11 protein-coding genes are annotated in these 12,039 nt (G+C 35.8%); 6 read left to right on the forward strand and 5 right to left on the reverse strand.

Features of this window, described 5'->3' with window-relative positions:
- Both VMW81_00370 and hisJ read left to right on the forward strand, forming a co-directional pair.
- Nucleotides 1-635: sigma-70 family RNA polymerase sigma factor (locus VMW81_00370; protein ID HUU49400.1), on the forward strand; the 635-nt coding region annotated here is incomplete at its 5' end.
- 146 nt (nucleotides 636-781) lie between these two features.
- Nucleotides 782-1,573 carry a histidinol-phosphatase HisJ gene (gene hisJ, locus VMW81_00375; GenBank protein ID HUU49401.1) on the forward strand — a complete coding sequence of 264 codons (792 nt, stop codon included), beginning with the start codon at nucleotides 782-784 and terminating at the stop codon, nucleotides 1,571-1,573.
- A gap of 229 nt (nucleotides 1,574-1,802) precedes the next feature.
- On the opposite strand, the gene VMW81_00380 is transcribed toward hisJ, so the two are convergent.
- Nucleotides 1,803-4,214: a vitamin B12-dependent ribonucleotide reductase gene (locus VMW81_00380; protein ID HUU49402.1), complete on the reverse strand. Its 2,412-nt coding sequence runs from the start codon at nucleotides 4,212-4,214 to the stop codon at nucleotides 1,803-1,805.
- Between the two features lie 453 nt (nucleotides 4,215-4,667).
- Here VMW81_00380 and VMW81_00385 point away from each other — a divergent pair, with 453 nt between their 5' ends.
- The gene (locus tag VMW81_00385; GenBank protein HUU49403.1) at nucleotides 4,668-5,510 is read left to right on the forward strand and encodes a hypothetical protein; all 843 of its coding nucleotides are present in this window, start codon (nucleotides 4,668-4,670) and stop codon (nucleotides 5,508-5,510) included.
- A 50-nt stretch (nucleotides 5,511-5,560) separates the two neighbouring features.
- On the opposite strand, the gene VMW81_00390 is transcribed toward VMW81_00385, so the two are convergent.
- The 4 genes from VMW81_00390 to VMW81_00405 all read right to left on the reverse strand — a co-directional run bounded on the left by VMW81_00390 (nucleotide 5,561) and on the right by VMW81_00405 (nucleotide 8,836).
- Nucleotides 5,561-5,707 (reverse strand): hypothetical protein, encoded by a 147-nt coding sequence (locus VMW81_00390; GenBank protein HUU49404.1) that lies wholly within the window; start codon nucleotides 5,705-5,707, stop codon nucleotides 5,561-5,563.
- Nucleotides 5,708-5,939: 232 nt separating this feature from the next.
- Nucleotides 5,940-6,971, reverse strand: a complete 1,032-nt coding sequence (locus VMW81_00395) for an SIR2 family protein (GenBank protein ID HUU49405.1) — start codon at nucleotides 6,969-6,971, stop codon at nucleotides 5,940-5,942.
- A gap of 347 nt (nucleotides 6,972-7,318) precedes the next feature.
- Nucleotides 7,319-7,978, reverse strand: a complete 660-nt coding sequence (locus VMW81_00400; protein ID HUU49406.1) for a hypothetical protein — start codon at nucleotides 7,976-7,978, stop codon at nucleotides 7,319-7,321.
- Between the two features lie 207 nt (nucleotides 7,979-8,185).
- On the reverse strand, nucleotides 8,186-8,836 hold the full coding sequence (locus VMW81_00405; GenBank protein ID HUU49407.1) for a hypothetical protein: 651 nt from the start codon (nucleotides 8,834-8,836) through the stop codon (nucleotides 8,186-8,188).
- A gap of 352 nt (nucleotides 8,837-9,188) precedes the next feature.
- On the opposite strand from VMW81_00405, the gene VMW81_00410 reads away from it, so the two are divergent.
- The 3 genes from VMW81_00410 to VMW81_00420 form a co-directional block, all read left to right on the forward strand.
- Nucleotides 9,189-10,415 carry a CinA family nicotinamide mononucleotide deamidase-related protein gene (locus VMW81_00410; protein ID HUU49408.1) on the forward strand — a complete coding sequence of 409 codons (1,227 nt, stop codon included), beginning with the start codon at nucleotides 9,189-9,191 and terminating at the stop codon, nucleotides 10,413-10,415.
- 3 nt (nucleotides 10,416-10,418) lie between these two features.
- Nucleotides 10,419-11,063 carry a hypothetical protein gene (locus VMW81_00415; protein HUU49409.1) on the forward strand — a complete coding sequence of 215 codons (645 nt, stop codon included), beginning with the start codon at nucleotides 10,419-10,421 and terminating at the stop codon, nucleotides 11,061-11,063.
- A 147-nt stretch (nucleotides 11,064-11,210) separates the two neighbouring features.
- Nucleotides 11,211-12,039, forward strand: an 829-nt coding sequence (locus VMW81_00420; protein HUU49410.1) for a hypothetical protein, incomplete at its 3' end; no start/stop codon positions are given.

A 12,039-nucleotide genomic window follows, 5' to 3' on the forward strand; every position in this document is an offset into this window, starting at 1 on the left:
GCGATTTAATTAATGAGGGGAATATTGGATTAATAAGGGCAGCAAAGAAATTTGATCCTACAAAGGGGATCAAGTTTATCACCTATGCTGTTTGGTGGATTCGCACTTCAATCAGGCATGCCCTTGCAAAACAGCAAGGGGTTGTCAGTCTTCCCTATAAACAGACAGATATCTTTTATAAGATAAATAGAAAAAAAGAGGAGCTTTCCAAGAATCTAGAGAAGGAGCCTTCTGTGGATGAGTTAGCAGATTCCCTAGATTTGTCCATTGAGGATATTGAGAGAAATCAACAGAACTATAGTTCCTTTTTGTCTTTAGATGTCCCTATATCTAATGATTCCAAGAAATCTTTTGTTGAGCTATTGGGGGAGGACGATCCTGCAAGGGTTGACCAAGATTTGGAAGAGAGGTCTTTGAGTAAAGAGACCGCTAAGTTAATTGAAGAATTAGAGCCGAGGCAAAAAGAGATCATTGAGATGAGGTTTGGTTTAAATGGGAAAGAATCCATGAGTCTAAGAGAAGTCGGGAAGAAATTAAGACTCAGCGGAGAGAGAGTACGACAGATAGAAAAGGAATCTCTTGTAAATCTTCATAGAATAGCAAAAGAAAGGGAATTGGATCTATTTCTTAATTAAGAACTTGATAGGTCTTTGTCTGTTTGATTTCAAGAGGTATAAAGCCATTAAAGATTTTTATAAAAATTGTTGAATTATCAAGATTAATTTTTAGGTCACTGAAGGTTTGTTTTGCCATTATACAGAAAAAATGTTAAATTAGATGCATGATAGATTATCACATCCACACGATCTTTTGCGGGCATGCCACTGGAGATTTCGAAGATTATGTTCAAAAGGCTATAGACCTTGGTTTTAAAGAGATAGGCTTTGCTGACCACTTCCCCCTCCTTAGGCATTGGGAACCAGAAATAACTATGTTAAGCGAGGAGTTGCCTGTTTATGTAGGCAAGGTTTTAGAAATAAACAATCGTTTCAAAGAGATAGAGATAAAATTGGGAATCGAGGTTGATTATATTCCTGAATGTATAGAGGAAACCCAAAAGATACTTGAAAAGTATCCCTTTGATTATGTGTATTGTTCCTTACACTATATTGGGGATTGGGGATTTGATAATCCTGCCTATAAGGAGTCATGGGAAAAAGAAAATATAACAGAGATATATCAAGAATATTATAGACTTTTAAGGGAGGCTGTTTCTACAGGATTATTTGACATTATTGCCCATCTTGATTTAGTCAAAAAGTTTGGCTATCGGCCAGAAAAAAACATCTTTCATGAGATAAAAAGGGTTATTAACACGATAAAAAAAGAAAAGATGGCCATAGAAATTAATACTTCTGGATTAAGAATGCCTGTAAGTGAAATATATCCTTCGCAAGAGATATTACGTTATTGTAAAAAGAGGTTTGTACCTGTTATTATGGGATCAGATGCCCACACCCCAGATGATGTAGGGAGAGATTTTAATAAAGCCAAGAGGATTTTAAAAAAGATTGGTTATAAGAATACAGTTGTATTCAATAAGAGGAAGATTGTAGATAAGATTAAGTTATAGAAAATAATATGGGTGAGGATATTTGGTTAAATAGCTAGAAAAATTTTTGAAAAAAAGTATGGCTTGTTGTCTCATACCTTTTTGTTGCTTCTCTCATTAAGTAAAAGGGCCAGCAGAACCTTTACTTAATTGGTGAGCTGTAACAACCAGCGTTTGTTTTGGTGATTAGGAGCTCAAAGGGTACCAACTTTCTACATCTTTTAGGTATTTGACAACAAGCCATAAATTTTTAATAACATTCTGAATAACCGCATTGCTTACAGAGCAAGCATCCGCTTTCATGCTCAACAATTCCACCGCAGTCAGGACAGCTCCCCCTCATAAAGAGTTTTTCACTGGTTATCTTTATTTCTGTAATCTCCTTTAATGCATGTTGGTAAGAAGCTTCCCCTATGTTTAAGTAGCTCTCTAAGGCCTTTGCAATCGCATCAGAGCATGATAAAATTTTACCTCCATTTTGCCAGACCGGAAGATGGCAACTGATTCCTTTTAGCTGGCTTATTATTTCGCTTGTGTCAATATTAGACCTTAATGCAAGAGAGACCAGTCTTCCAAGAGCCTCAGATTGAGATGCTGAACAGCCACCCGCCTTACCCATCTGATTGAATATTTCAAAGGGCTTTCCTTTTTCATCTTCATTGATGGTTACATAAAGCTTCCCGCAACCTGTCTTCATCATCCGTGTCGTGCCTGTTGTAATTTCGGATCTTGGCCTTGGAATGCGTTTTATTTGGGCTTCTTTTGTTGGTTTATTAATATTTAAAACCTGTTTATCTCTGCTAGAATCTCTATAAATTGTAACACCTTTGCAGCCCAGTTTATAGGCGAGGAGATATACCTTTTTAACATCATCAGTTGTAGAATCATGTCTTAAGTTTACTGTTTTTGAGACGGCGTTATCCGTGTATTTTTGAAATGCCCCCTGCATTCTTATATGATATTCTGGTGAAATATCATGAGCAGTTACAAAGAGTTTTTGAATATCTTCAGGCACCTCCGCCATCCCTTGAACCGATCCCTTTTCAGCAATCTTTTTCATGAGCTCTTTGCTATAGAAGCCTCTCTTTTTTGCCACTTCTTCAAATAAAGGATGCACTTCAATAAGTTCATCATCATCCAGAACCTTTCTAATGTATGAGAGGGCAAAGAGGGGTTCTATGCCGCTTGAGCAGTTAGCTATGATACTTAGGGTTCCAGTGGGTGCTATGGTTGTGAGGGTTGCGTTTCTAAGATTCAAGCCATTATTGGATGTAGCATATATGCTTTCTTGGTAGTTTGGGAATACCCCTCTTTTTATGGCTATCTCTGCAGAGGCCTTTCTTGCCTCTTTTAAGATGAAATTCATAATATCTTCTGCTGTAGCAAGAGCCAAATCAGAATTATAAGGGATTCCTAATTTGATAAGCATGTCAGCAAATCCCATAACCCCAAGCCCAATCTTTCTGTTTTCCTTGGTATTTTTTGCAATTAAATCTATGGGATAGTTATTCATATCAATAACATTATCTAAAAACTGGACAGAGGTTTTTACTGTTTCTGCAAGCTTGGTATAATCTAGGATATTTTTTCCATTACCACTCAAAACCATTTTAGAGAGATTTATCGAGCCTAAGTTACAAGATTCATAAGGGAGGAGAGGCTGTTCTCCACAGGGATTTGTGCTTTCTATTTCCCCTAACTTTGGAGTGGGGTTATCCCTATTGATTCTGTCTAAAAATACAATCCCTGGGTCACCGTTTTTCCATGCCATATTAATGATAAGATCAAACACCTTTTTGGCCTTTAACCTCTTTGTTACCTTCTTTGTATGAGGGTTGATTAATTCATATTCTTCGTTATTTTTTACCTTTTTCATGAAGTCTTCTGTTATAGCCACAGATATATTGAAATTGTTTAGTCTCTTATTATTTCTCTTTGCAGTGATAAACTCAATGATGTCGGGGTGGTCTGCCCTGAGTGTCGCCATATTTGCCCCTCTACGGGTCCCTCCCTGTTTTATTGCCTCTGTTGCAGCATCAAATACGCCCATAAAGGATACAGGGCCACTGGAGATTCCTTTGGTAGTTTTTACAGGGCTGTTTTTGGGTCTTAGCCTTGAGAAGCTAAAGCCTGTCCCACCGCCGGATTTATGGATAAGGGCTGTATGTTTTACTGCCTCAAAAATACTCTCCATGGAGTCATCAATGGGCAGTACAAAACATGCTGATAGCTGTTGAAGGTCTCTTCCTGCATTCATTAAGGTTGGAGAATTTGGAAGGAACTCCAGATTTGCCATCATTCGATAAGATTTATTGGCTTTTCCTGTTATATCAATATCTAGTTCATATATCTTATCTGCTGAAGCGATATTAAGGGCAACTCTTTTAAATAGCTCTTTAGGGTCTTCATTGACTTTTCCCTCTTCGTCCTTTTTCAGATATCTCCTTTCTAGTACAGTAAGAGCATTAGGGGAAAGGACTATTTCATCATTATCATCGATTACCTCTTTTATTATGGGATCGGCTATTTTCAAATCTACACCTAGAGAATTAAGAACCTTTCTACTGTCCAATCTGTTATTATCCTGTTTGGGATGAAGATTTTCTTCGCTTACTTCATCAATATTGGATTTCTTTTTAGTGACATTACTGGCAGGGTCCATAGCCTTTTCCTCTTGATGTAGAAAATAATACTAATAAAGACGAGTTTATACTAGAATAAGAAAAAAATACACTATTTTGTAGTGAATATTTAATACACTACTATATGTTGTATTGTCAAGTAAAAATTTTTAAAAAAACTTGTTAAATTTAAAATAGTTTAAAAGAAAAGAATTATGAAGTTTCAATTGAAAGAAAATTGTTCATTTTTTGCTTGCCCAAAAAACGAACCAAAAAAGGGCACCCCCTTGCTTTTTTTAACGGAATTTTTCTGGCGCTCATTCGGCGAGGGAGGAAACTCGCTTTGCTCAGACACCCTCCCTCTTTTTTCCTCGTTCACTTGAAAAACTCCTAAAAAGCAAAAGGGGACCCCGGAACAATAAAAAACAATAATATTTTTTAATTAGTTCATTTTTGTTAAAATAAATTCGGCTCTTATAAAAAATGGAGGCAAAATGATACCTAACAGAGAATTGGCTAATAGTGGTTCTTTCCCTACTTGTTTGACTTATACTGAGTGTCCTAAATGTAGATATCTTTCAAATTCTCCTGATTTAGACTGTCCTGATATACCTTGTCCAAAATGTAGTGTTTCAGGTTTAACAAGATTAATATTTCCCAGCCTTTCGGCCTTAGAACTTTTAGAAATGATTGGTTATTTTTACTCAAAAGCATGTGACAGAATTGACAATTTAGAAGAAGAATTAGTTAAAACTCTCCAAGAACAACTTGGAGAAAAATACGATTCTGATTTAGCCATAAAGACAGCCAGAGAAATTCAAAATTTATATAATAAATATGATGATAAAGAATTAGAATATAACAAAATGCTCGAAATGATAAAAGAACGTCTTTCTCTGCAAACAATTGAAGAAGCCCAAAAAGCTTTTGTACCTCTTTTTAAATATGATGATAGTTTTGAAGAACATAAAGTCATAGTTATATTAACATGTACGCTGCTTGAGAAAATGTTCGATGACCTTCTCATCAAAATCAACATATCAAAAGGTGTGGATTGGTCTGAAGCAGAGAAAAAAGTTAGTCAATTGAGAAATTTTAATAAGCGATGTAAGGCTTTCGAAAAAATTACTGGTAATTCTCTCAAAAATGCGATAGGTCAAACTTCGATGACTACCTTTTATAAAGATTGGAAAGATATTCGAGACAAGCGAAATGAATTTATTCATAGAAGGCCTTTTGCAATTGGGAAATCGACAGCGGAAAAAGCGTTTAATCTTGCAAAAAATGCGTGTTCTCTTTTTGCTTGTCTCCAGAATCACTTCTGTGCAAACAATTAACTCGTTAGTACTGAGCAGAAAGCAATCCAAAAATGGCACCCCTCGATTTTTTAAACGGTATTTAACAGCGCTGGTGTGTCCTTTTCTTGCTCGTCCAAGAAAAGGACAAAAAGAAGGACGCCCCGCCTGCTTTTCTTAACGGGGTTTTGTCTTTGTTCACTCGGCGAGGCAAAAAACTTGGCTTCGCCTTCAGACACTTTGCCTCTTTTTTCGCTTGTTCACTTGAAAAACCCCTAAAAAGCAAAAGGGGAGATGAGAAAGCTCCTTGATTTCCTCACTTGCTAAATACCTAAAAAATCGAAAGGGGGATTTAAATTTAAGCCTAACGCCCTGGCTCACAGGTGTGAGGTTACGAGCGTCTTGGTGCATGTGTTTGTTATATGATTTGCTATTTTTAGCAGGCTATACAAAGCAATATAATCTTTAACACTAAGAGAAATATGAATCATATAAATTACGAATTAGAGAAGCATTTGTAGAGTTTCTAGAAAATATCTCCTTAGGAGTTAGTTGATAATAACCTTCTACAGCCCTCCATATGGCTTCGCTTACCCAATTGTTTATACCAAGAGTTTTCTTTGAGAAGATTTCTGGATCTTGGGGATTCAAAATGTAGATTTTCAAACTTGATTGTTTAACAGCTTGCGCAATAGCTTCATTTATATGTTTGTCTTTGAAACCATATCCTATTACCATCAATTTGGTTTTTGGAATAGACAATACAGTATTGAAAAGATTGAAGTACCAAGCGAGTATAGGGCTTGATGATATTCTTGATGGTTTATTTGTGCCAATTATTAATATTTCTTGGTTATTATCATCACGCCAATCGTATGACCCATGTAATTTAATGTAGAATAATTTGGAAGTATTCTTCCATTCATTAATTCGGTATTCAGGATTGTCGTCTTTTACTATTTTTACATAATCGCTTTCTTTTAATGGATTAGACTCTCTTGATTTAAATCGTTGATTATTTATTCTCAGCCCAGGAAGTGAAGGACCAATAGCGCCTGCATAGCAATATCGTTCAATAAAAAGGTCTTGATTCAAGGTAAAGAAGAATCCTCTTTCTTTTGGATTTCCAGTTATCTTTCCAAAGAACTCTCTTAATTTGTTCAGATCTAAGATATCGCTCGTAAAGAATTGCTGGCGAAATTCACGAATTACATCGTCAAGAGCATCATAGGCTCCTAAAACAGCCTTAAAAAACAACTCCTTTTCATCTTTTGTAAAATCAGAAGATCTTAAAACATCTTCATATAAGTCTTCATAGTTAAATGTCTTTTTTACAGCACTTTTTAATTTATTAGCCTCAAGATTCTCAGCTAGTTTAAGATACCTATTATGAATTTCAGACCACATTCTGTTGGCAAGGAATCCTCCATAATTATACGTAAACCCTGCTCCTGTGAGGAGGATATATCTTGAAATGGGAAAATCAAAGTTTTGTATCTTCATATAAATGGTCTTCCTTAAAATTCACGTGAAATATACATTTTGTTCATATAACAATTAATAGACGAAGTTCTTGTTTATGCATTTTTCTCTGTTATGTTTTGATTACCATATTTTTTTATCTGCCTCAGTAGTCAGCAAGCATTGCATCAAGCTTTGCGAGATTGGCATCTGAGTATTTGCTGCGTTTCTTGCTCTGCAGATTAAACATCATGTTCTCGTACGGTATAATGTAAAATTAAGTGATGTGAACCATAAAGCATACCAAAGTGTAAAAAAACAATTTCAATATCTTAAATTATCAAAAGCCGAAAAAGGGCCTGCTGGTTCGTATTCACTTCAGTGTCTTGTTATGCCTCTCCTGGATTTATTTTTTTACGATCGTATCCAAATTTTTTAGCAAAAAGCTTATCTATATAATCAGTTAAATGAAAAAAGAAACCAAAATATCCGTGAAAAATATTTATATCGATGAAAATCAATCTGTCATTCTCAAGAATACTGGATGCATGCACAATTTTGTGTCGCACTTGAGCCAACTCATCTAAGAAATTTAACGGATTTTTATGATTCATGCCCTCAAAATCCATCTCAAAGCTGTTAAACCAATTCATTAAATCTTTAGCTTTGTATTCAATATTGAAAACTTCATTCATCTTGCAAAACTTGCCATCCCATTTTTTCAACATGAGTATATCACGTGATTTGTCTAAGATATCTTCTGTAATTCCAATGTTTGGAAAAGATCTCTCTAAGAGCTGGTATAAATATGTTTCAAAAGATCCGTAAAACATTATGAAGGCTTGGCGTGTGAGGATATCTACGCCATTTGAAGTTATTTCAATTATTTTAGCAGCAGGCAAGAAAATGGGATTACCACCGTTTATATCAAGTCTCATGGGTGTTTTTTCCTTGGTAGGGAGCCTTGGGATAATATTTTTTTCATAGTTCTTTTTGCAGACATCAAACGATAATTTTGTAACATATAGTAAACTTTGAATCTCATTCATTCTCTTGAAAAATAGCTTGCGTTCAGATGTACATTCAGTTTCTGGCAATACGAACGTGTCACCTGAAAATGGATCGGGGATCATATTAAGAGGATTGTCAGAACTTGATGACATTTATATACCTTTCAATCATTGTTTAAGGCATAACATGACCATCAGCGGGAGCCACCGGCGATCCGCTGCATGGCGTGGTTACACGATCATCGGCTATTTCTGGAATTTTGAGAAGCAACTGTTTACGTCGAGTCTATTTATCGCCTTATTGAAAGCTTCACTTATCGCCTTTTCTCCAGAGCCAAACCCATACAGATTGAAGGCTGTTGCCTTTTCGTATATATTGCTTTCGCAAATAATCTCCCCACTCTTCTTAACTCTGGCTATATAACCGACTTCCCCCGTCCATTTTCCAAAGTTGAAGTCGAGTTTGAATTGCCTCACCAATAAATCAAGGATTAACACTCCATTCTCATGGTTGTTGGTTACAACTATGCCGTTCTTTGACAGTCTTTCTGTCATGGCTGTTTTGAAGATCCGTATAGGATTTTGTTGAACTTTAAGAGTTGGTTGGTCAGGCATCGCAGCATAGATAACGCCAAAGGCTACATATCCCAATACTCGTGTGCCTACAGAGGGCTTCGCTCCATCGCCAATAACCTCTTTATCCAGTCTCTCGCCGCTTGATGAAATGAAGACTTTTGCTTTTGGGTCAATAAGCCGCTCTTTGTTGACGGTGTAGTTTACCGATATTCCTTCGGTAGATGTTCTATACTGTTGGGAAAGCCCAGCACAGCCTGACAATAATGTGACAAACGCGATGATCAGTAAGATATTGTACGGGACGCACAGAAATCTTCTCATCTTTGCCCTCCTTCGCCTCAATCAATTGTATTCATCGTGTAACAATTAATAGACGGATTTCTTGTTTTGTTTTTTCTCTATTTTTTTAAAAAAATATCATATTTTGAAGATTATGCAACAAAATATCAAAATTTATGTAATTATATAAAATCAAAGGGGTGTCTTTCTTTGGTTCGTTTGCTTTCTAAAGACAAGAAATGAACAAAAAGCCGTTTAAAAAAGCAGGGGGGGCACCCTTCTTTAGTGACTTTCTTGGACGAGCAAGAAAGTCACAACAATCCCCGATATTATAGTTGATTTTAATAGGGGATATTTGTTATGCTCATCAAATCATAATTTTTATGGTGCGAAAATGCAGGGTGAGATTATAAGTATAGGTACGGAACTGTTATTAGGAGAGATTACAGATACCAATTCTAGCTATATTGCCAGGATGTTAACCTCTTTAGGTATAGATGTCTCCTATCAAATATCTGTAGGGGATGATAGGGATAGATTAGGGAAACTGATAAGGCTCTCTCATGAAAGGTCCCCTATTGTTATCACAACAGGGGGTTTGGGTCCTACTGTGGATGATATAACAAGGGAGTCGATTGCAGAGGCCATTGGAAAAGGTCTGGAATTCAGACAGGAGCTTATGGATGGAATCGAAGCCTACTTTGAAAAGAGGGGTATATCGTTTAGTCCCAACAACAGAAAGCAGGCATACATACCAGAAGGTTCTTTGGCAATTCAAAATCCCGTAGGCACAGCTCCTGGGTTTATTGTAAAGGATGAAAAGGGGATTATTGTTGCCCTTCCTGGAATACCCAGAGAGATGACCTATCTTTTGGGAAAAAGCGTCATTCCCTTTTTAAAAGAGGAGTTTTCTTTAAGAGAGGGGATAAGTTCAAGGGTTCTAAAGATAGGCTGTATGGGCGAAAGCAAGGTTGATGAGAAGATTGGGGATTTGATGAAAAATAAGGATTATCCCATAGGTCTATTGATAAAGGATGGGGAGATACAGATACGCATTACAGCGAAAGAAAAGGATCAGTTAAAGAATCTTAAGAATATGAAAGAGATAGAAAAAGAGATAAGAAGACGCCTTGGCAGTATGATTTATGGGGCCGATGATGAGACCCTTGAAGAGGTAGTCGGTTCCCTATTAAAAGAGAAAAAAGAGACAATCTCAATGGCCGATTCATTTACAGGCGGATGGCTTGCCCAGAGATTTTTAAGAGCAGATTCCAATAGGAAATACTTTAATGGATGTCTTGTATTTGTAAACGGAAAGGCACTGACTCAGGACTTGAATCTTCAAGAAGAAAAATTAAAGAGGGTTGGATTGATCAGCAGAGAGACAGCTCAGATAGCTGCAAAAGAGATAAAAAAAAGATATCATTCAGAAATCGGCTTGGCTGTTTTGGGCGGAACAGATAAGTCCAATGACTTTACTACATATATTGCCCTCTCTTCAAAAGATAAGACAATGGTTGAGGAGCATAAGTTTAGTGGTATCTTGGATATTGCTAAAAGCCGTATAACCACATTGGCTCTTGAACTAGTGAGGAGATATTTGAAGAATATAGGAATGTAACTTATGCAAGGTTTTATTAGAAGAATCCAGAATTTCAATGATATAGCACTCCCTTTGTTTTTTAGTCTTTTTCTTCACTTTATCATTATATATTTTATCTTCCTTGCTGGTAGTGGGAAAAACAATCTCAGTTCTTACCAAGTCAGTGTGAATGACAAACTCGATTCTGCAGATACATTTATTTTAGAGGAGATTCAAAGATCAAAAGAGAGGATAACGAGAAAGATTAGTGAGGTAAAAGCTTTAAAGCGAGAAGAATTTTCTGGAAAGTGGACTACAAAAAATATGCCTGAGAGAATAAAAAAAGCCTCCCAGAGGATTGGGATAGATATAGTAGAGACTCAAGTTTCTCCCTCATTATTTGAAGGGGGACACTCCTCAAGTGAATTTTCGATATTGATTAAGTTAATTACTTCCCCAAGGCTCGTTTTTGAAGATATCATTTTGATATCCTATTTAGTAGGGGATGGGACATTATATAGTGATTTCAAAACGGATTATTTTTTATTAGCCATAAAGGAAAAAGGGAGAAAGGAATCCAGGGATTTTATTATAACAACCATGGGCTGCAGGCTTTTATATGCCAGAAAACTTTCAGCACAGCAGTTTATATCCCAGGCTAAAATTGAAGAAGGAAAGTACTGGTAAATCAGAGAACATCAAGAGAAAATCTACTTTAACCACAAGTCTTTTTTGAGTGGAAAGAAGTATCTTCTTATTTTTAAATCCAACTGATATTTATTAACATTTCATTTTTATGAGATTATAGAGATTGAGTAAAAAATTGGATTAATAATGATGAAAAACATTGCAGCAATTGATTTAGGAACAAATACAATACGTTTATTGATAGGAAAACCAAAACAAAATAAAAAATTCGATATTATCTATTCAGATCAAAAGATTACAAGAACAGGAAAAGGCCTTTGTGCTGATGGTTATTTATCGAAAAGATCAATAAAGAAGATTATGAATGTTCTTTTAGATTTTAAAAACAAGATAGATAGTTTTGGAGTAGAGAAGGTTACTGTCGTAGCTACCAGTGTTCTCAGAGAGGCAAAGAACAGCGAAGAACTCATTGGTGGAATAAAATTAAAGATGAATTTTGATGTAAATATCATATCAGGGGAAGAAGAGGGAAGGCTTACTTTATTGGGAGTAAGGGAAGGTATAGGGAGAACATATCGTCATGCTTTAATTGTTGATATAGGAGGTGGAAGTACAGAATTTATAAGGGTACAAAGCGGTTGTCTAAAGAAAATATATAGTGTAGATTTAGGGGTGGTCACTCTTGCAGAAGAATATTTAGTGTCAGATCCAGTCAATAAGAAAGAGATTTTAGAAATTGATAAGGAGATATTAAAAAAGATTTTAGTAATAAGGGAAGAATTGAGAATAGAGGAAGGAATGAATTTAATTGGGACTGCAGGAACGTTTACTACATTAGCTGCAATAGACTTAGCAATGAAGGTGTATGATTCAGAGAAAATTAATGGTTATATCTTAACATTAAAAAAGATAAAGGAAATTTTTAAAATATTGATATGCGCGACATTACAAGAAAGAAAAAGGATTTTAGGTTTGGAAAGAGGAAGAGAAGATTTAATAATACCGGGCTCAGCAA

The sequence above is a fragment of the Nitrospinota bacterium genome (assembly GCA_035528715.1).
In the GTDB taxonomy this organism is placed as follows: domain Bacteria; phylum JADFOP01; class JADFOP01; order DATKYB01; family DATKYB01; genus DATKYB01.